At 41.3% G+C, this 20,860-nt stretch carries 19 protein-coding genes; 4 read left to right on the top strand and 15 right to left on the bottom strand.

Annotated features, from left to right (window positions below):
- Positions 1–348 precede the first annotated feature (348 nt).
- Positions 349–1,368: an acyltransferase family protein gene (locus ACXAGR_RS02455; RefSeq protein WP_474847913.1), complete on the top strand. Its 1,020-nt coding sequence runs from the start codon at positions 349–351 to the stop codon at positions 1,366–1,368.
- 147 nt (positions 1,369–1,515) lie between these two features.
- Here ACXAGR_RS02455 and ACXAGR_RS02450 read toward each other — a convergent pair whose 3' ends face one another.
- On the bottom strand, positions 1,516–2,643 hold the full coding sequence (locus tag ACXAGR_RS02450; protein WP_474847911.1) for a glycosyltransferase family 4 protein: 1,128 nt from the start codon (positions 2,641–2,643) through the stop codon (positions 1,516–1,518).
- Positions 2,643–3,653 carry a glycosyltransferase family 4 protein gene (locus ACXAGR_RS02445; RefSeq protein ID WP_474847909.1) on the bottom strand — a complete coding sequence of 337 codons (1,011 nt, stop codon included), beginning with the start codon at positions 3,651–3,653 and terminating at the stop codon, positions 2,643–2,645. Before ACXAGR_RS02445 ends, ACXAGR_RS02450 begins: the two co-directional genes overlap by 1 nt.
- A 241-nt stretch (positions 3,654–3,894) precedes the next feature.
- Between ACXAGR_RS02445 and ACXAGR_RS02440 the strand changes: the two genes are divergently transcribed.
- Positions 3,895–5,088, top strand: a complete 1,194-nt coding sequence (locus ACXAGR_RS02440) for a glycosyltransferase (protein ID WP_474847907.1) — start codon at positions 3,895–3,897, stop codon at positions 5,086–5,088.
- Here ACXAGR_RS02440 and ACXAGR_RS02435 read toward each other — a convergent pair.
- On the bottom strand, positions 5,085–6,209 hold the full coding sequence (locus ACXAGR_RS02435) for an acyltransferase family protein (protein WP_474847905.1): 1,125 nt from the start codon (positions 6,207–6,209) through the stop codon (positions 5,085–5,087). The two genes, ACXAGR_RS02440 and ACXAGR_RS02435, sit on opposite strands and share 4 nt — an antisense overlap.
- Before the next feature lie 418 nt (positions 6,210–6,627).
- On the opposite strand from ACXAGR_RS02435, the gene ACXAGR_RS02430 reads away from it, so the two are divergent.
- A complete protein-coding gene (locus ACXAGR_RS02430) occupies positions 6,628–6,906 on the top strand; it encodes an SGNH hydrolase domain-containing protein (protein ID WP_474847903.1) in 279 nt (92 codons plus the stop codon).
- 328 nt (positions 6,907–7,234) lie between these two features.
- Positions 7,235–7,468 (top strand): SGNH hydrolase domain-containing protein, encoded by a 234-nt coding sequence (locus ACXAGR_RS02425; protein ID WP_474848112.1) that lies wholly within the window; start codon positions 7,235–7,237, stop codon positions 7,466–7,468.
- Here ACXAGR_RS02425 and ACXAGR_RS02420 read toward each other — a convergent pair.
- The 12 genes from ACXAGR_RS02420 to ACXAGR_RS02365 all read right to left on the bottom strand — a co-directional run bounded on the left by ACXAGR_RS02420 (position 7,465) and on the right by ACXAGR_RS02365 (position 20,849).
- Positions 7,465–8,214 carry a polysaccharide pyruvyl transferase family protein gene (locus ACXAGR_RS02420; RefSeq protein ID WP_474847901.1) on the bottom strand — a complete coding sequence of 250 codons (750 nt, stop codon included), beginning with the start codon at positions 8,212–8,214 and terminating at the stop codon, positions 7,465–7,467. The genes ACXAGR_RS02425 and ACXAGR_RS02420 overlap by 4 nt on opposite strands.
- Before the next feature lie 10 nt (positions 8,215–8,224).
- Positions 8,225–9,256, bottom strand: coding sequence for a CgeB family protein (locus tag ACXAGR_RS02415; protein ID WP_474847899.1), 1,032 nt, complete (start codon positions 9,254–9,256; stop codon positions 8,225–8,227).
- Entirely contained in the window at positions 9,253–10,770 is a 1,518-nt protein-coding gene (locus tag ACXAGR_RS02410; RefSeq protein WP_474847897.1) for a hypothetical protein, read from the bottom strand. Before ACXAGR_RS02410 ends, ACXAGR_RS02415 begins: the two co-directional genes overlap by 4 nt.
- A 217-nt stretch (positions 10,771–10,987) precedes the next feature.
- Positions 10,988–12,448, bottom strand: a complete 1,461-nt coding sequence (locus ACXAGR_RS02405; protein WP_474847895.1) for a phosphohexomutase domain-containing protein — start codon at positions 12,446–12,448, stop codon at positions 10,988–10,990.
- Positions 12,445–13,866, bottom strand: a complete 1,422-nt coding sequence (locus ACXAGR_RS02400) for a mannose-1-phosphate guanylyltransferase/mannose-6-phosphate isomerase (RefSeq protein ID WP_474847893.1) — start codon at positions 13,864–13,866, stop codon at positions 12,445–12,447. Before ACXAGR_RS02400 ends, ACXAGR_RS02405 begins: the two co-directional genes overlap by 4 nt.
- A 33-nt stretch (positions 13,867–13,899) precedes the next feature.
- On the bottom strand, positions 13,900–14,859 hold the full coding sequence (gene fcl / locus ACXAGR_RS02395; RefSeq protein WP_474847891.1) for a GDP-L-fucose synthase: 960 nt from the start codon (positions 14,857–14,859) through the stop codon (positions 13,900–13,902).
- A gap of 3 nt (positions 14,860–14,862) precedes the next feature.
- Complete coding sequence (gene gmd / locus ACXAGR_RS02390; protein ID WP_474847889.1) at positions 14,863–15,978, bottom strand: GDP-mannose 4,6-dehydratase; 1,116 nt, start codon at positions 15,976–15,978, stop codon at positions 14,863–14,865.
- Positions 15,979–16,174: 196 nt separating this feature from the next.
- The gene (locus tag ACXAGR_RS02385) at positions 16,175–17,572 is read right to left on the bottom strand and encodes an undecaprenyl-phosphate glucose phosphotransferase (RefSeq protein WP_474847887.1); all 1,398 of its coding nucleotides are present in this window, start codon (positions 17,570–17,572) and stop codon (positions 16,175–16,177) included.
- Between the two features lie 1,347 nt (positions 17,573–18,919).
- Positions 18,920–19,351: a nucleoside-diphosphate kinase gene (ndk, locus tag ACXAGR_RS02380; protein WP_070125710.1), complete on the bottom strand. Its 432-nt coding sequence runs from the start codon at positions 19,349–19,351 to the stop codon at positions 18,920–18,922.
- A 160-nt stretch (positions 19,352–19,511) separates the two neighbouring features.
- Entirely contained in the window at positions 19,512–19,925 is a 414-nt protein-coding gene (locus ACXAGR_RS02375; protein ID WP_119503435.1) for a SufE family protein, read from the bottom strand.
- 21 nt (positions 19,926–19,946) lie between these two features.
- A complete protein-coding gene (sufT, locus tag ACXAGR_RS02370) occupies positions 19,947–20,468 on the bottom strand; it encodes a putative Fe-S cluster assembly protein SufT (protein WP_474847885.1) in 522 nt (173 codons plus the stop codon).
- A 24-nt stretch (positions 20,469–20,492) separates the two neighbouring features.
- Positions 20,493–20,849 (bottom strand): HesB/IscA family protein, encoded by a 357-nt coding sequence (locus tag ACXAGR_RS02365; RefSeq protein ID WP_474847883.1) that lies wholly within the window; start codon positions 20,847–20,849, stop codon positions 20,493–20,495.
- Between the last annotated feature and the right edge of the window lie 11 nt (positions 20,850–20,860).

Below are 20,860 nucleotides of genomic sequence, written 5' to 3'. Positions count from 1 at the left end.
TTTGTGATACCAGTGTCAGGTATTGAGTCGATGCTATTACAGAAAATGGGATATTAATAGATTTAATACCGCAAAGAAAGCGATTCCCTTACGAACCGTGTACCACTCCGAGACGGTATGTCTTCGATGAGTACAACCTAGTGTGAGAAATGTTCATACATTCTGGATCAGTTAAGACGATTGGTATATTAGTTGTTTGATACCAGAGAAGATATCCCGAAAAAATTTATGTCCAATATTGTCTTAGTATGAACAATTATCCCTCGTAAAAATAGGGATTAAATTTTCGTAGGTGTAATTGATAAAAACATCAATTTCTACAAGCAAAAATAATCAAGTATAAATATTATGGAAAAAATAAAAAGAGTTGAATGGATAGATATCTATAAAGGAGTAGGAATATTACTTGTCGTAATCGGTCACTCCTCCATACCTGAAAATTTTTCATGGTGGATATGGTCTTTTCATATGCCTATGTTTTTTTTCATCTCGGGATATTTATTTAATCCACTAAAGCACATCAAATTAAATTCATTTATTGAAGCTCGTTTCAAGACTCTTTTAACGCCTTATTTATTTCTAACCGCTCTATGTCTAATTTGGTTTCTATTTTTATATATTGCAGGCGTATACGACACGAAAACTAGTGAATATACTAAATTTACTCTAGAGGTAATATTTTGGGGATGGGAAGGAATCGCTCTTTGGTTTATACCTGTTTTGTTCCTCTCTGAATTAACAATTTTTTTGGTCGTTAAGTATGCGAATAAAAAATTATTTTGGGTATTGACTGCCAGCTTAGCAACCTTGGGGTATTATTTGTATTTGCGCGAAATACATTTGCCTTATAAGTTGGAGGTTGTACCAACTGCTTCTTTATTTTATGGCATTGGTTTCAAAACAAACAGCTGGTTTAAAAGCATAAACTCTGAAAATAGAGCATGTTGCATAATTTTCTTCTTTATATTATTAACTTTTGCCAATGTGATCACTTGTTTCCTAAATACTGGGCAATTGGATATGGCAGCTAATAAGCTTAATAACATTGCACTAACTTATATTTCTGCATTCTGTGGAATCGCAGTATTCGTTTTATTTTCTATTTTTATCGATATTAAATTGGATGCTAGAAACCACGTCAGAGCTTTATTCATTTATTTAGGACGAAACACTATGATAATATTGGGGACTCATCAAGCTTTGAAAATTACAATGCATATTCTTTCAAGTATTATACCTAACGCAATGCTAGCTTTAGCCTTAAGGCAGTCACTTTTTATAATTTTACTGTTCATAACTATCAAGTTATTTAACCGATATTTATATGTATTTCTAGGTAAGCCCAAACTTAAAGCTAAAAATTCCTAGGTAGATTTATCATGTCACGCCGTTATTATCGAATTCTAGTCTTCTAGGCAAGGCTTACTGAACCGCGGCGACATTGAAACTGCCATTACGTCAAAATTGCTGCGTACTTTCACTGCAAATATCTTTTGTTAATCATATAAGTACACTTTAACTCAACCATGGTACTGTAGCCTTGTTTTGAGAATCGTTATTTACGTACCTAATTATCTCGTTAAAATAACGTGCCATTTGATCTCCCGATATGTGTGATTCAGCCCACGACCGGTTTTTTTCTCTATCACTACCAGTGTGCTTACCTTTTGTCATCATCGTTTTGAGTCCTTCTTCGAGTTCTTTTACGTTTCCGGCCTCAACGACTCTACCTAGAGCGCTATTATGCCTGACTTGACTACTCGAACCGCAAGCTTCGGTTACAACTACTGGAGTACCTTCCATCAAACTCTCTGTAACAACAGCTCCCCAACCATCGTGTCTGCTCGGGAGTACAAATAAATCATACTCATTCATCTTTTGTCTTAATGCGTAATTTGGCAAAAATTGATGTAGTTCTAGTTTTGATTTGAGCGTTGATCCTGAAACGAGTTGCTTACCCTGTTCAAGATCTGTATTAGACAGACAATAAAAGTCAGCTTTAAAGTTATAAGCGTCTCTCAACGCTTGGAGAGCTTCAATCAGCAGGTCGTAGCCCTTTCTTTGAATAAGTGAACCTGCAAACATGATTTTAAATACATTTTCGTCGGCTTTATCGTCATAGATGTCGTAAGAAGTTTTTTCTACCGTATAAGCCCACTCAAAAATTTTGTCGCTTGAATACCCCCAGGTAATAAATTGCTTTACACCGTAAGTACCGGTGGGCAAGATAAATTCGATATTCTTACCCCAACGAAATTTATGTAAATAACCTCTTAACCATCTCAACTTTCCTTTAAACCCGCGAAAATCCAAAGGTTCGGTAAATACTCCCATTCTACAATCGAGTTTTACAGCATGAATAAATGCTTGATGGACTAACGGAAAAGCAGCAATACCTGAAAAAATATGAAAACAATAATCGGACTTATTTTCCTTTAAAAAATTATAGATATTGAAAGAATTTTTATAAGCGTATATGACATTTACTTTTTCTAATGACGGTTCGTTCCAACCCATTTCAACTCGCTTTTTAGAGATCGGCATAGTCACTATCAAAAATACTTCAACACCGGTTCTAGCTAGAGCATTGAAGAAATCGGATTGGTGAATGCTATTGGTATTCTGCCAAAAAATAAAACGCATTATTGCTCCCTGTAAAAATGCTTCTGGTACAACTTTACATACTCTTCTGTTATATTTTTAGCAGAGTATTTTTTTAGGTTATCCTTTCCTTTTTCTATTAGGGCGTTTCTATATTTATCATCAGAAATAGCGCGCTGAATCCCTTCTTTTATGGACGAAGGATCATTCGGGTCTACAAGCACACCTCCTCCATTGCAAACCGAAATCATCGGCTCGATATTACTGGTAATAATTACCCTACCAATAGCTTGTGCCTCGAGTATAGGCAAGCCAAATCCCTCAGAAAGCGACGCAAAATAAACCAGATCGCATTGCTTATATTTCTCAATAAGCTCCTCGGTACTTATATGACTTGAGAGTGAATACTCAATTTTTTTGCTGGTCATTTCATCTATGAGTGCCTGAGAAGGCTTACCGACAATATCCAGCTTGCAGTTTATGCCGCTAACACCTGCAATCAAGCCGTGTAAATTTTTATGGAGGCCGGTACCAATCTGGAGAATTGTAGGCTTACTTTCATTAAATTCCCTTGGCGTATAGTTCAAAGATAGCACCAAAGGATTAGGGATAACTACAATCTTCTCTTTATTGATCCCTAGTATCTGAACCAGATCCTGCTTTGTCAATTCGCTTATTGCGGTTGAAATTTTTAGTAACTTCATCGGAATCTTAAAAGACAACCAGACAAATAACCTCCGCTTGAAGGTTTTTGGATGGTTCTTATACATGCCGATATCATGAATAGTCATGAGTGTCTTTGACCGAGGTAAGAACAAAGCGAGAAAATAGCAATCGCCAGTAATATGATACACGTCAGCCTGAAGCGTACGTACCTCCTTAATCGCTTTGAAAAAAGATAATGGACGATACCATTTTTGTACTTCTACACCCTGTTGCCTGGCCTCAGACGAAATCTTGTCAAATAAAAGCTCAATGCTATGCGCTTCTCTTTCCCTTTCCCTGTATATATAACAAACTCTCATTATCCCTCGCCCTGAACGTCTATTCACTTTAACTGCTTGTTGTCTTTTATAAGCCAAAGCTCTTTTGTATACTTTTCATCTGCTAATAACTAATATATAACAACTATAAATCAGATACGTTTCTATTTTTGTCTATTTCAAGCTAACGATTGTTATAGTAACAGCGTGATGCGCATCTAGACCATGCATAATTTTTTATATCTTAAACCGTACTAAAAGCGGTGTTCACGTATCATAAGTCTGTAGAAATTGGAGATGTTGAGACTTAATGAAAATTGTATTGCTCACTCATGCACCATTTTCTAAAAGTAAAAGTATGCCTAAATTCTCGCAAATGCTGGCATCAGGACTCGAAGCAGAAAACCATGAGGTTGTCGTTTGTACTTCTCCGTCGTTTTTTTATCGGCTAAGCGTAATAATACCAGTATTAAGTAAATGGCTAGGCTATCTTGATCAGTTAATACTTTTCCCAATAATATTTAAACTTAAGTTACTTTTATTGAATGATAACGACACCTTGTTCGTTTTCTGCGACCAAGCTTTAGGACCTTGGGTGCCTATGGTAAAAAATCGACCTCATGTAATTCATGTACATGATTTGTTAGCACTGAAATCAGCGTTAGGCCTGGAACCCATTAATAAAACACACTGCACAGGAAAAATATATCAAAAGTATATAAGAAAAGGCTTCGAACGTGGCAAGGTATTTATATCTGTTTCTAGTAAAACAAAACAAGATCTAGAAAAATTCACTTCAATAAAGCCTAGTATTTCAAAGGTTATTTACAACGGCTTAAATTATCAATACAAAATCCTAAGTGCAAGCGAAATTATTGAACTCCTTTCACCACATTCCTTTTTTCCACATTATAAAGAATATTTGTTAAACGTTGGCGTTAATCAATGGTACAAAAATCGACTTGGCTTAATGCATCTTTACCGTGCGTATGTTGAGAAAACATGTAATCCATTGCCGCTTGTTGTCGTAGGTCCTAAACCGACTAAAGATGAGACTGCAGTAATCAACGCAATAAAATTAGAAAATCCACAAGCCGAAGTAACATTCTTATATGATGTGAGCAATGAAGTATTAAATGCACTGTACTGTGGAGCACGTTGCACTCTCGTGCCTAGTCACGAAGAAGGTTTTGGCTGGCCAATTATAGAATCTCAGGCATCTGGTACCTGTATTATTACTACAGATAACGCTCCCATGGCAGAGATAGCCGGGAGCCATTCTTACTTCCTTAGTTCAACAGAGCATTACCGACATAAAAAAATTGAGGCCTGGGCTAATGTAAATATTCATGTACTAATGGATTTCTTGAGTTTAGATTTAAAAAGTAGGCAGCATCTTGAGAAGATAAGTATCGAATGGGCCTCAAATTTTTCCAGCCAAAAAGCACTGTCCCTTTACTTCGAAACTTACGAAGAAGCATTAGCGAAGTATCATCACAACTAGTGTTTTTCGCGTATAGAACCCTGCAAATTCTTAACCGGCCAGAAATAATTAATATTTAGAAAATTAACCTTCCACTTTATAGACACTCTCTCGAGTTTGATACATAAGATAATATAAACTCCCATTGCAATAAGTTGATAACTTAATGCGACAGACTGCATTTGAAAATATAGAAGTATCGGATAATGAAGAGCATAGATTGCGTAACTACCTTCACCAATATCAAAAAAGACTCTGTTAATCGTATTGCTTAGTCTCGTGAGTGGATACTTTGCGAATACGATCATAAATAAATAAAAAAAAGCAGCTATGCAGAAACCCTTCCCAACAACTTGTAAAGTGTTAGAGGGAATAACGTCAGGGAATAGTATTATGCACAAGCCTATCAATGCATTGCCAAGAAAAAATGGATGATTTGTTTTGCCTTCGGTGAGGTACTTAGACATGACGTAGCCTTGATACCAGATTAGAAAACTAACAAAGAAAAGCAAATACGGAATGAAAATTACCTTAGTATTAAACCCTATACAAATTAGTGCAATGACTAACATCATAACGTATTTTATCTCTAGCCTTACATGCTTAAAAAACCTTCTATTTAACACAAATAAAATTGGAAACAGGAGATAAAAGAACATTTCAAAAGCTAACGACCAAAGTGGGCCATTTAAACCATACGGGACAAACCAAGACTGTTCGATAGTCGAACTTGTTTGGAGAAACAGTAAATTCCCCAGAAGATTTAACGGACCAAAATCTTCGAGATGGCTTTGCCCCATTAGTATTCCAAAAAATAAAGCAAACGCTAAACTTATCCAATAAATAGGTAGTATTCTTTTAAATCGCCGATACAAATACTGATTATATGAGTCTACTGATGTTACCGGCGTTTTAGATATTGTTAATCCTATTGAAATACCAGAAATTATAAAGAATATAAGTACTGCTTCATGATTTATTTCAGATACAAATTTGCAAAAAAGAAAGAATTCTTCATTTAAATGTGCTTGAAACGAAACAACATTCAATTTAAAAATGTGGTGAAATAACACAACTAGCGCGGCTATACCGCGGATGCTATCTAGGATTTTTATACGTTGATTTTTTTTGGCGTTAAGCATAGTCGGAGTTTCAGAATAGATAGAATATAATTTAGTGCCGACACCGTTAATGAATTGTTAAATTACCTTTTTGGCACTAACGTCATCTCTATGGCCATTTTATTTACATTGAGTAACTTAACCCAACCATTGGTAATATTACCTCATATCCCTACCAAGTACAGCACCTGAATTAACATAAATTCTAAACCAACAGCTTCAGATACGCACTTGCTCGCTTTCGTTACCGACAAATTTTTGAATTTATTTCTATTTGCCTACACTAACTACCTGACTTTTATGTGATCAGATAAGCATTAGCCGGAAAAAACCAGATGTTCGAGGAGTAAGCAATTACATTAAAGCATTGTTTTTAATACCTTAAAAAAATTTCACTCATTACTATTGCTAAACAAATAACTTTGAAATTGCAAATAGATTGCCGCAGAATTTCGAATTGGCTGCAAATGGGCAGTTTGATCGAAACCTGCATATAAAAGAATGCCTTGGTGGCAAAGATTTGACCGCAGTGCCCTACTGTCAGTGCGGTTCTGGTAGCATCGATGCACTTTTAGTCGGTGACTCGCACGCTAACGCCATAGTAACGGGGTTAGTGGAAGCTGCAAATGCCAGCGTGCTACAAATGACGGTTAGATTTCAAGCGCAAAACGAGCCCCTTGGGCTAAAATTTATGTATCGTCAATTTGTCAAAATATGACAAATCAACTTCTTAATACCACTTAGGAGTTTAATTTCTCACCCGATATTCCAGTAATTTATACAACCAATGCATCTGTATATTTATTTGATGTGTTTAAACGAGAAGCTGCTCATACCAATAGCAGACCGGAAATATATTTTGGTGATAATCCCAAAGAGACCCCCTATTACGCTAAATTTCGGGGAGGTTAACAGTAAGTCGATAATATCTGCACAATTCATCAGTCATAAAATAATCTTTACGTTACACGTCCGATACCCGAAATGGGAATAGATGTCCCCCGGGTTTACAGCCGAAAACTGATATTTTCTGAGGGGAAAAAGACATCAGCGTTCCTTTAGCTCAGTATGTGGAGCGTAATAAACTTGTGTGGGAAGCACAAGATCACGCCGCTGAGCATTGCCGGGTGAAAATTCTGAATCCTATCCCTTGTCTTTGTGATGCTGAACGGTGTTACGGAACGAAAGACGGTAAAACGCTTTATTTCGATGATGATCACTTAAGCGAAACAGGTAATAAGTACCTAGCTCCCATGTTTGAGCAGGTATTTGAAAATTAAAAATCACGATGGAAGTAAACTTCATCATACTGATCCTTAATACTTGAATTGTAAACCGCTTCCGATTTGAAGTAATTGCCTGGATACCAATGTAAGTTTTTCTTGAGGAGAACTGCGGCTATCGCTACATGAAGGCGGTCGGTGTAGATAGTTTCGTATTTCTCTATTTCCCTGAAAAATAGCTCTACCGGGGTATAGTGATTCCCCTTTTGGCTAATGTCTACATTGGTTTTACCTAGCTCTAAAATTCCCGCACTTTCTTTATCTTCGCGGTAAAAGTATCCCGCCCCAGAACCTTGTTGTTGTCTGTAAAATTTTTCACCAATATAGAAGGCCATATCATGCATGAAATGAGGAGTGGGGGTATTAGCGAGACTTTGATATTGGTCTCTGGCGAATAGAATCGTGTTCTTCAGTGTTACCGTTGACTCATAAGTAGATGGCAATACAATTACTTTAAAGCGCTTGCAAAGCTTTTCGACGTACGAATTTTGCCAGTTTTTGCACCAGGCGCCGCCGCCGCCATAAATGACTACGCCTCCCTTGATGAATGGAATAACCCAATCAGATTTTTTGGGCGAAAGCTCCCTGTACTGGAGTCCAATATCGTCAAAAAATAGCTTTGTTCCATAGCGGATTAAACCATCGCCCCAATTACCTGGATTAGCAAGGTAATAGACACGCTTTCCTTTTGTCTCGTTGAGCAGAATTTTTTTTAACGGTTCGTAATCCTGAGAAGTTATCATCGTCGTTGTTTTAATCCCAATTTATGTTGCTTAAAACACGTTGAATCATGATTTCATTGAGATACCCATTCTCAATAGCGCGCTTTGAGCCGTTATTAGCAATAGCTTCTCTGCGATCTGCGTCGTCCAGAAGTTCCAGACATTTTGCAGAACACTCCTCCACATTGTCCCAAAAAACGGCTTCTACACCATCTTTATATAAACTTTCATGTTCAGGTGTTCGTTGCGCGCATAGGAGGCTACCGATAAACGGAATTTCCATACTTCGCGTGGTATGTTGATCACGATTTCGTACTGATAGCAAACCTATGCACACTTTAGCGCATTGAATGGCCTTTACATAATTAACGCCCCACAACCCATCCCGAGCTATCACGTGACCTTTCAACTTTTGCCATTGAGGCGCTTTATGCCAATTTTGTCCGGCAATTGTTATTGGAACACCTCTGTCGATCAGGTGAGCTAAAAAGTTGCCTCTTTCCGGAAACCACGTTCCGATAAAAAGCACTTCGGATGCGAAGCGTTTTCTCTCTTCCTTGTCTATTTTCAATGGCTTGTGGTCAACTTCATCGGCCGCCATGTATGAAAAAAGAACTTTCTTTGCTCCGCACGCATAGGCTTCATTGATATTAGGTTTTCGCACCACGACGATAAGGTCGTACAGAGAAATCGCTTTAAGGTAACCATAATGTCGCCATTTATCTCTGTCACCAAAGGGATCGTCTGTATTGTAATTTATTATTTGTGGTGCTTTTGCTTTTAAAATTTTAACTGAGGACGGAAATAAGTAGTCGCCGGCATTGACCCAAACGAGATCGTATCGAGTCTTTGAGTCCAGAGCCTTTCGTAGGCCCCTGTTTACCCAGAAAACAAAGGGTAAAGCCGTCAATTTCCAAAATATTCGATCCACCCAGGACGTTTTAGGAAGAAGCAATCTGGGTGTAATGACATTTACGGTATGACCAAGCCGCCTTAACGCATTAAGCCTGCTTAGGCTGTTTCCTGTTTGTTCTCCTACATATAGGATAGATCTGGCTTTCATCTTTTTATCTTGCTTCTGATAACAGTAGCAACCTGGGCTTTTACCGTTGCCGGATAGGTTTGCCAGAGCAAATATCCGGTAAATAACGATACTGCTATACCTAGCGGATAAAGAATATAGTGTGAATAACTTGTAGCAGTTATCAGATAGAATACACAGCCTGTAAACGCTAAACACAACAATGCGATCCACAAACTATCTGTAGGACGACTAAATCCCGCGTTTTTTAACCATCTAAAGGCGATTACCGCATAAATTGTCAGAACCACAAGTTCAACGATTAACAGCGCAATAGCTACGCCTAACACGCCTAACCAACTTGCGAATAATGTAATAGAAGCGATTAAAAGCACCACTGATGTAAAGCTTATCATCGCCTGTTCTTTAACGAGGTTATTCCCTTTAACAATCGCTTCCAATGGTGAGCAAACAGTATAAGTAAGTACCACCAACGAGAATAAAGCAAAGCTTTGACTATCGAATTCAAATTGTCCTAATGTCCAAAACTCGTAAAAATCAGGCATGATAAATTGAAGAAAGTATGCGAATGGGACAATCAAAACGGATGAGATAAACCAAAGCAACGTGTTAAAAACAAAAACCTTGTTCGTTTCCTTATCTCTTATTGACGCCATTAACTCTGGATGCATAGAGGAAGCGATACTGTTTGCGCCCTGCATTACGATGTTCGATGGAGTGCGTAATGTCGCAAACATAGCAATTTCCGCGACAGAGAGAACTGGTGCGAGTATCAGTCTAAGCCCGATATTGCGGCAGGCATCCAGCATGTACTTTACAAATAAAAATAGCGAGTCATACAGGTATCTTAAACCTAATTTTATACTCCAATCATGGCTCAAGCTTAACTCATTACTTTTCATAAATTTACGAATAAAAATAGCACTAACAAGATAAATAAACACATCAACAACAGCCGTGTATGCAACAGTCGCTACAATATCCAAACCGTTTAGCACACATATAACGGCGACAACATTTCTGAAAAACATCCTCGCTGTGTACAGCCATATTACATAGGGGGCATAACCAAAAGGCGTTATCCATTTTTCGAAGGAAACATGCACTGCACCGGAAAAAAGCCAGGCAACACTGTATATAAACAGAAGCGTATAGAGAATGTCAGACATTTCATCGTTCAGACTCAGATACTTTGCGCCGTCGACGATTTCAAACAGATAGGTAAAACCTATTAATGACAAGGATAGTAGCAAAGCAATACTTATCGTAGACGACATCACCCTATTTAAATATGCTTTGTCTTTAGCAATTTTTATAGCATCGAAACCGACGAATAACTGGAAACTGTTATAGAAAATGAGGTAGACGCCCCACACACTCTGAAACAGCAACCATAAACCATACGTTTCAGCATCCCAGTAGTGTAAAAATAAAGGAACAAGGGCGATTTGAACAAAAATGTTGATAACGATATTGGTCCACGAGGCAGCGCTTCCGGACAAGACCCTTTTAAAAACACTCGAATTAGACGTCATTACTACTTCCATTTTATAAATCGTGATACGCCGGTAGCACTGAAGTTATCATTTATGATTGTGTCCCGCTTTGCCACAGCCACACAGGCACAATTAATATCGTTAAAACCGGCAGTTGTGAGTGCGACAATACGCATGCAAGACAATCACTTTTCAAGGCAAAAAAGTGGCTTAAGCCACTCTTTAAAACCTATGCCGAACAAATCAATTGTGCGGTTTATTCTGAGCGAATAAGCGCAATTAATTCTTCAGTCTTAGATTCCATCAACGGATTATCACCGCGAGACTCCACATTCAGGCGAATAACCGGCTCTGTGTTAGATTTACGCAAATTGAATCGCCAATCAGCAAATTCATAACCAATGCCGTCGGTATCATCGATAACCAGGGCGTCAGCTTCGTATTTCTGCTGAATACGCGCCAGAGCCGCATCGGCATCTTTCAGTTTACTGTTGATTTCACCGGATGACGGGAAGGCTTCAATACGGGCCTTTACCATGTCCGCGAGACTGGTTTGCTTTGTACACAGTAATTCTGCCACCAGCAGCCAGGGGATCATGCCTGAATCACAGTAGGCAAAGTCACGGAAATAATGGTGAGCACTCATTTCGCCACCATATACCGCATCTTCCTTGCGCATCCGCTCTTTAATAAATGCGTGGCCGGTTTTCGATTTAATCGGAATACCACCTGCTGACTTTACGATATCTTCGGTATTCCAGAACACACGCGGGTCGTAGATGATTTTGGCATCCGCTTCTTTATCGATAAACGCCTGCGCGAGCAAGCCAACAATGTAATAGCCTTCAATGAAGCCACCGTCTGCGTCGAACAGGAAGCAGCGGTCGAAGTCACCGTCCCAGGCAATACCGAAATCCGCTTTGCTACCGATAACCGCCTTGGCGGTATCGTCACGATTTTCAGGCAATAGCGGATTAGGAATACCGTTCGGGAACGTACCGTCGGGCTGATGATGTACCTTGATAAATTCAACCGGTACGCCTCTCGCCTTAAATACCGCTTCGATAGCATCCAGCGCTTTACCCGCCGCACCGTTACCGGCGTTGGCGACGATTTTCAGCGGCGTCAGGTTTGCAGTGTCGATATACGACACCACATGTTCTGCATAGTCTGCCAGGCAGTCTTTCAGTTCATACTGGCCACTGGTCTTCAGTTTTTCTACTGAGACATGGGCTTTACCATTGAAGAATGCGTCAGCGTCAATGGTTTCACCATCGCAATAGAATGCCAGTCGCTCCGCCACTTCAGCATCATCCAGAGCTTCAGCGGCGTCTTTGATTGCGTTGAGCCCGGTATCACCACTAATCGGTACAGAACCGGCTTTCACCAGTTTCATGCCGTTGTAGTTAATCGGGTTGTGGCTTGCCGTCACTTCAATGCCGCCGTCCACGCCCAGGTACTTGGTCGCGAAGTAAATCTCTTCAGTGCCGGTGTCGCCTAAATCCAGTACGGTGGCACCGCCATCTATAAGACCAGCGGATAACGCCAGCTTCAGCGGCGTGGACGTCAGACGAACGTCGCCGCCCACTACAACGGTTTTTGCATTCAGTTCTGAGGCAAAACTGCGACCAATACGGTACGCAACGTCTTCGGAGAGCTGGGTATTCAGCTCACCACGAATATCATAGGCTTTAAAACAGGTAATCGGCTGACTCACGCTTTGCCACCTTTGTTTTCAGTACGGCCATAACGGTCGGAGAAGCGGACGATATCGTCTTCACCCAAATACCCACCAGATTGTACTTCAATCAGTTCCAGTGGAATTTTGCCCGGGTTCTCCAGCGCATGGACTTCACCAATTGGAATGTACTTAGACTGGTTTTCGGTAACAAAATGGGTTTCTTCACCAATGGTGACATTGGCGCTACCGCTTACCACAATCCAATGTTCAGCGCGGTGGTGGTGCATCTGCACCGACAGTTTTTCACCCGGCTTCACCGTAATGCGTTTTACCTGGAAACGGGCGCCATTATCGATAGAATCGTAACTGCCCCACGGACGGAATACTTCGCGGTGGAATTCAAATTCAGGACGTTGTTCCGCTTTCAGGCGGTTAACCACGTTCTTGATGTCCTGTACTTTATCTTTATGCGCAACCATGATGGCGTCTTTGGTTTCCACCACCACCACGTCATCCAGGCCAATAACGGAAATCAAACGCTGTTCGGCGTTGATGTAGCTGTTGTTTACGCCTTCTAAAATGGCATCACCCACTACCACGTTACCGCGGGTGTCTTTTTCAGCGGTTTCCCACAGTGATGACCAGCTTCCCACATCGGACCAACCTGCATCCAGTGGCACCATGGCAGCACTGTCGGTTTTCTCCATCACGGCATAATCAATAGAATCGTCCGGGCAACCGGCAAATACGTCGGCGTCAACACGGATAAAATCTAAATCCGGTGATTCCGTTTCAATGGCCTGTTTACATACAGCAAGAATCTCAGGATTGTATTTTTCCAGCTCTTCCAGATAACGACTGGCTTTAAACATAAACATGCCGCTGTTCCAGAAATACTTGCCTGAAGCGACATATTTCTCTGCCGTATCCATATTAGGCTTTTCAACAAACTCATCCACCACGTAGCCGTTGTCGATACCGTCGCCGGCTTTAATGTAGCCGTAACCGGTATGTGGCTGGTCCGGTACAATACCAAACGTGACCAGCTTACCGGTTTTCGCCAGCTTTTCTGCTTTATCAATGGCGGTGTGGAAAGCATGGGTATCTTTAATCAGGTGGTCAGCAGCCAGCACCAGTAAGATTGGGTCTTCCCCGCCCTGTGTCGCATGCAGCGCGGCCAGTGCAATAGCCGGTGCCGTGTTTCGGCCCACAGGTTCGAGTAAAATACCGCCATGAGCGATGTTTTGAACCCGTAACTGTTCTGCAACCAGGAAGCGATGAGAGTCATTGCAAATAAATATCGGACTTTCAGCATCAGTACCTTTAAGACGGGTTACCGTTTCCTGTAACATGGTTTGCTCGGAAGTTAACGCGAGAAATTGTTTTGGAAGTGCGGCGCGAGATTTGGGCCATAAACGACTACCAGTCCCTCCAGCTAGAATGACGGGTTTCATAAAAACTCCTTTTTATGGCGAAAAATTTAGCAACTAGGCTCTGAAATTATCCTGGTTATCGAGAAACCACTGATAACTCTGGGCTAACCCTTCTTCTAATGAAATCGAGTATTTCCACCCAAGATTGTTCAGGCGAGAAACATCCATCAATTTACGCGGCGTGCCATCGGGCTTAGAGGTATCCCAGTTAATTTCACCCCTAAAGCCTGTTACCTTCGCAACAGTTTCCACTAACTCTTTTATTGTGCAATCAACACCTGTTCCGACGTTGATATGACTTAGCATAGGTTGTGTGTTAGCACTATACTTATCATTACTCAACTCCATCACGTGAATGCTGGCGGCAGCCATATCATCAACATGAAGAAATTCGCGCATCGGCTTACCACTACCCCAGGCAACAACTTCTTCAGCATTGCTGACTACAGCTTCGTGGAATCGTCGAATTAGCGCAGGAATAACATGGGAGTTTTCAGGGTGAAAGTTATCATTAGGTCCATACAGATTAGTCGGCATGACTGAGCGATAGTCCCGACCATATTGTCTGTTGTAACTCTCACAGAGCTTAATACCAGCAATCTTGGCTATTGCATAAGGTTCATTAGTGGGCTCAAGGATGCCGGTAAGTAAAGCATCTTCTGTCATTGGCTGTTTAGCGAGTTTTGGATAAATACATGACGAACCAAGAAAAAGAAGCTTCTGTACGTCGTGAGAATGTGCGGCATGAATAATATTTGATTCAATTGTCAGATTCTCAAAAATGAATTCGGCGGGGAATTCATTATTAGCATGAATTCCACCAACTTTCGCAGCGGCGAGATAAACCTCGTCAACTTTAGCTTCAGCAAAAAAATTGCTTACTTCCTGTTGAGAAAGCAAATTTAACGTACTCCGGTCGCGAGTAATTATCTCAACATCCTCTCGAGCACTTAGTAAACGAACAATGGCTGAGCCAACCATACCGTTATGGCCAGCGACAAAAACTCTTTTCACGTTCTACTCCTTGGCTACAGCAACGCTGTATCCATGTTCTTTTAGTAGTGCGTGTTGTTTGGCTTTACCAAGGTCGTTCTGAACCATTTCAGAGCACATTTCTTCAACGGTGATTTCAGGAACCCAGCCCAGTTTCGCTTTGGCTTTTGACGGGTCGCCCAGCAGAGTTTCCACTTCCGCAGGTCGGAAATAACGCGGATCTACCTCAACAATCACATCGCCAACGTTAACACCTGGCGCATCATCACCCTCAACTGCAGCAACAGTTGCAATTTCGTCTACACCTTCACCGGAGAATTCCAGTGTAATGCCCGCTTCTTTAGCAGACATGCGAACAAACTCACGTACCGAGATTTGCTTACCGGTAGCGATAACGAAATCTTCTGGCTGTTCCTGTTGCAGCATCATCCACTGCATACGCACGTAATCTTTTGCATGACCCCAGTCACGAAGTGCATCCATGTTTCCAAGGAACAAGCTTTTCTCAAGACCCTGAGCAATGTTAGCAATAGCGCGAGTAATTTTGCGGGTAACAAAGGTTTCACCACGGCGCGGAGATTCGTGGTTAAACAGAACGCCATTACAAGCATACATACCGTAAGATTCACGGTAGTTTACCGTAATCCAATAGGCATACATTTTCGCTACCGCGTAAGGTGAACGCGGGTAGAAAGGTGTTGTTTCTTTTTGCGGGATTTCCTGAACTAAACCGTAAAGTTCAGAAGTCGATGCCTGATAAAATTTAGTTTTCTTTTCTAAACCAAGGAAGCGAATCGCTTCCAGTAAACGCAATGTTCCCATTGCATCAACGTCGGCCGTATATTCAGGAGATTCAAATGACACCGCAACATGCGATTGTGCCCCTAAGTTGTATACCTCATCTGGCTGCACTTCAGAAATAATTCGCGTTAGGTTCGATGAATCGGTCAAATCGCCATAATGAAGAAAGAATTTTGGGTTGTCGTTGTGGGGATCTTCGTAAATATGGTCTACACGTTCAGTGTTAAATAATGATGCGCGACGCTTGATACCGTGCACCTCATATCCTTTTTCAAGCAGAAATTCCGCTAAGTATGAACCATCCTGGCCGGTAACACCGGTAATAAGTGCCTTTTTCATGATTTATCTTTCTTTTGCGAGTTTAAAAATCTATATCTAATGATATAGAGCCAGCTAAGCAGGCTCTATCAAAGCAGATATGTGCAGCTACTGTGATAATTGGTGTTCTAAATCTCCTTAGAACTAGGGTCACAGTCCACCCTAAAAATTACATTAATTAGAAATTTTCAACAAGCCGTAATGCCAAACGGTATATTTAGTACACGTTCTTCCCAACAAAGCCTCTCAAAAAAGTAAAAATAACAATTTTGAAATCTAACCAAAGAGACCAATTACGGATATATTCGAGGTCGAACTGTACCCGCATTTGCATCTTCTCTACAGTATCAGTTTCACCACGCCACCCATTAACTTGTGCCCAACCAGTTATGCCTGGCTTAATTCTATGGCGCAACATGTAGTATTTCACAGTTTTCCGATACATTTCGTTGTGAGCAACGGCATGAGGGCGTGGTCCAACAACTGACATTGAGCCTTGAAGAACATTAATGAATTGGGGCAACTCGTCTAAGGACGTTCTACGAAGGAAGGCGCCAACTTTTGTAACTCGGGCATCTCCTTTCGTTGCTTGAGTCACCTTTTCACCATCTTCCGTTACTGTCATAGAACGAAATTTCCAAACCTTTATTTTTTTACCATCTACGCCGTATCGATTTTGTTTGAAAATTACCGGGCCTTTAGATGTCAATTTTACCGCTGCGGCTATGATTACCATTGGGATAGCAATAACGGTAAGAATACATAAAGCAAGGAAGATATCCTCAGCACGCTTGATGGCCGTAGTTGCGCCGCGCATAGGCGTGTCGAACACACTGATTGTTTGTAAGTTACCCACATTACACAAACGAGAATGCACCATGTTATACATGAAGAAGTTTGGAACAAAATGCACCTCTGCGTTCGTATCTCCTAGCCGATGTAGTATTTGCTCAATGCGTTTGTTGGCGGTCATCGGAAGAGTAATGAAAACCTGATCAAACTCACCGATTCGAACGGCTTCAATAGCGTCGTTGATGTTACCTTCAACAGCCATATTGTCCGGGATTGCTAAACGTTCAAACTTTCTATCATCATAAACTCCACGCAATACAAAACCGGTTTGGGGATTTCTTTTAAGTTCATTGGCTAGAGCGACTGCATTCTCGTTCATACCAATAATCGCTACTGAGCGGCTGTTGTAACCTTTCGCACGCACTTGATAAAGAAAAGCGCGCATAGCAATGCGCCAGATACTTAACAAAAGTGGGGCACTAACTAACCAAGCTAAAACAACAATTCGGGAGTAATCTTCTGAGGTTTTGGTTAGGAAAAGATAAATTAAGGTAACGACCGCACTCACGAACCAGCTTATAACTGTATAAAAGAGTAACTCTTTCGAAGTACCTGAACGCCAAGACCGATATATCCAGAAAAGTTCAGCTGTTAGAAGGTAAGTTGTACTACCTATGAGCCCAAGAAGATGATAGTGAACATCTATATCGATTTTAAAAACACTACAAGCGACAAGCAATGTTAATTGAATAATTAGAAAATCAATAAAGCGGTATACAACAGCAAATTGATTGGTATTGTTTCTAACGAAACCGTTTCCCATGACTTATCATCCTTGAATCGTGAGTGAGTGATAATAGAACTCGGGTTACTATTTGAAGTCTTAATTAGTGCTCCGCTTCATCTCACATTAGCTATAGCAAGTTCGGCACCAACATTTTATCACTGAGCTGCTTTCTCATATTCCGTTGTAACTTTCTTACAGTAAAAAAAGAATCCCTGATCTATGAACCTTTTATGCAACTTTAATATATAAAACTAATTGTTCGACACAAATCATAACTTTTTGTTATGCGATATTTTCTGTCTTATTTCTTAAGTTGCAAAAAAAACTGACAATATCAATTTATTTTTCCATTAATCTCACAATATAAATACACCATTAGCAACATTTCTTAACATTAGAGCCTAATCTTTTTATTAACCTAACGTTCAAAACGACGACGACATGCAAAATAAAATAAAAAGAAATTTAGAATCATACACTTAAATCAAAACATTCATTTATCTTTGTATACTGACATAGATTTCAATCAATCTAACGGTGTAAATTATCATGACAGAAAGAGTGGATGCCTGTGTCACTTTTTTGTGATTAGTGGCAGACTAAGTTCGAATGCTATGTCAAGTGGTAGCACTACACTCTATAGCGAGTGTGTTCAATGAAAAGACAAATACGATCATTCTGTCTGGAATCTAAAATAAGATTCAGCCAACCTTTAGTTAGTCAGGCTTAGAGTATGACTGAAGCAGGTTACGTAGTAGATGTACATGAAACTCCTCTGCACAAGAGGGTGCTGCAACTTTAAGGTTTTCGCTACGGTAGTAAAAAGCGTTGTCCCCAGAAAAGAAGCGTATACAAGATCTGGAAGCACACTTAAATGGCCTAGATCGAGAAAAGAGCAGATTGACTACCACATACAGGGGTCCAGCAAGTTTTCCTGGCGTTTATTAGATACCTAGAATGACGCTAGCTTTTCTCAGCATAGCTTTCGATGTAAGTATCGATTACTCTTTACTGCCGGTCGGAAATAGCTGACACCTCCTTACAACACTCGCATTATTTTGCCAACGCAGTTCTCCGCTCAGGCTCCAGCATTCGTATCCGCTCCAGAGTATTAATTCACCCCTCCGTGCTGGCACAAAAATGCATTTGAGGAAATTGAGCTACCATATCGGTTATATAAGCATAGGAAAGCTTCTGACAGTGCTACAAATTGTGGCTATTTAAGACAGGTACTAATATCTAGAATCTGAAAAGCATCAACGTCAAGTCCGATACCAGTTTCCTGGTACCGGATTTTGCCCGCTGAGCGAACAGCCGATTATTAATTTCTTAATTGATCGGAATAAAGGCGGGCTCTCCTTTTTCTTACGCAATCGTTAAAAATTAACGGGTGCGCGGGCAGATTTCTTCGTCAGAGAAGAAGTATGCAATTTCACGAGCAGCAGATTCCGGTGCATCAGAACCGTGTACCGCGTTTTCGTCGATAGACGCAGCGTAATCAGAACGCAGAGTACCCGCAGCTGCATCAGCCGGGTTAGTCGCGCCCATGATTTCACGGTTTTTAACAACCGCATTTTCGCCTTCAAGTACCTGAACCATTACCGGACCAGAAGTCATGAAGTCTACCAGCGCGCCGAAGAAAGGACGCTCTTTGTGTTCTGCGTAGAAACCTTCAGCCTGTTCTTTGCTCAGGTGCAGCATTTTAGATGCAACGATGCGCAGACCAGCAGTTTCAAAACGGTTGTAAATTGCACCGATTACGTTTTTAGCTACCGCATCAGGCTTGATAATAGAAAATGTACGCTCAAGAGCCATTCTTCTGTCTCCAATGAATCATTAAAATTTTGGCCGCGAATTATAGGCAATTCCAGACCAGTTGACCAGAGGGAATCGTCAATCACTTCCCTGCCATTTGACGCAGCCGGAAAGTGTAGTCATACAGTGATGACGATTTTATGACAATACGCTCAGAAAATCAGTTAACTGAACGTTTGGCCAGTGCCTGAATTTTCGCAACAATAGCTCTTAAGCCGTTACCCCGTGTGGGGGTAATATGGCGTTCAAGATCCAGTTCTGCAAAGTACGCATCAACATCAAAATCCAGGATCTGACGGGGCGTTTTGTTATTGTACGCCGCCATAACCAGGGCCAGTAATCCCTGAACGATGACTGCATCGCTGTCTACAGAAAATTTAACCAGACCATTTTCAACCCGTGACTCAAGCCACACGCTGCTTTGACAGCCTTTAACCAGTTTATCCGGCGTTTTCTCATCGTCCGGCAACCCGGGGATAGATTTACCCAGGTCGATAATGTACTGATAACGTTGTTCCCAGTCATCAAAAAAGGCCAGATCATCAATAATTTCCTGGCTACCGGGGAGTGACATTGTCATGTTGAAAACCTTTTCTTAGAAAAACAAACCGGCTTCGAGCTGTGCTTCTTCGCTCATTTTATCGCGGGACCAGGGAGGGTCAAACACCAGTTCAACCTGCACTGAGTCTACGTGGGGCACCATACCGATGCGATATTCCACGTCGCCTACCAGAACCGGTCCCATGCCGCAGCCCGGGGCAGTCAGGGTCATGTCTACAGCAACAGATTTCTTATCCTGGTCCACAGACACTTTATATATCAGCCCAAGAGACACCAGATTAATCGGAATTTCCGGATCATAAATCGTTTCCAGCGCGTCCCACACCTGTTGCTCATCGATATTGCCGTCTGCCGGTGCATCAAAATTCAGGCCCATCGGTTTACGGCCAATGGCATCAGCATCAGTCCCGTCGATACGATACATATTACCACGCCAGGTGATGGTGTAATTGCCACCCAGTTCCTGAGTGATAGAGACGAACTCCCCGCCGGGAATGGTAGAAATTTGCCCGGCCGGAACAAGGCGTGCTTTGCAGTCACGTTCCGTGACTACCATTTTTTGTGCTTTAGCCAAAACGTATTAACCGATATTGAAGCTTTCGCCGCAGCCACATTCGTCCACGACATTAGGATTGTTGTACTTAATTACGCCATTGATCCCTTCCTGAACGTAATCAATTTCGGTATTTCTGACAAACTTCACCGCATCTTTGGCTACTGCCACCGTGAGGGCATCGCTGGCAGAAACCAGTTCGTCATCTGCTTCAGGCGCATCGGCCAGATCCAGCACATAAGCGTAACCGGTGCAGCCGCTGACTTTAGTAGACAGGCGGATAACGCTGCCTGGTCTGGATGCGACTTTTTTCTCAAAGTGGTTTACCGCACTGTCGGTCAGAGAAATAACGGTAGTAGAGGGTACAAACGTTTCTACGGACATGTTGCCTCCTT

The organism is Alteromonas sp. ABH4_457 (genome assembly GCF_056160625.1).
Note: the sequence above shows the minus strand (reverse complement) of the source record. Positions and strands in the feature narration are given on the sequence as shown.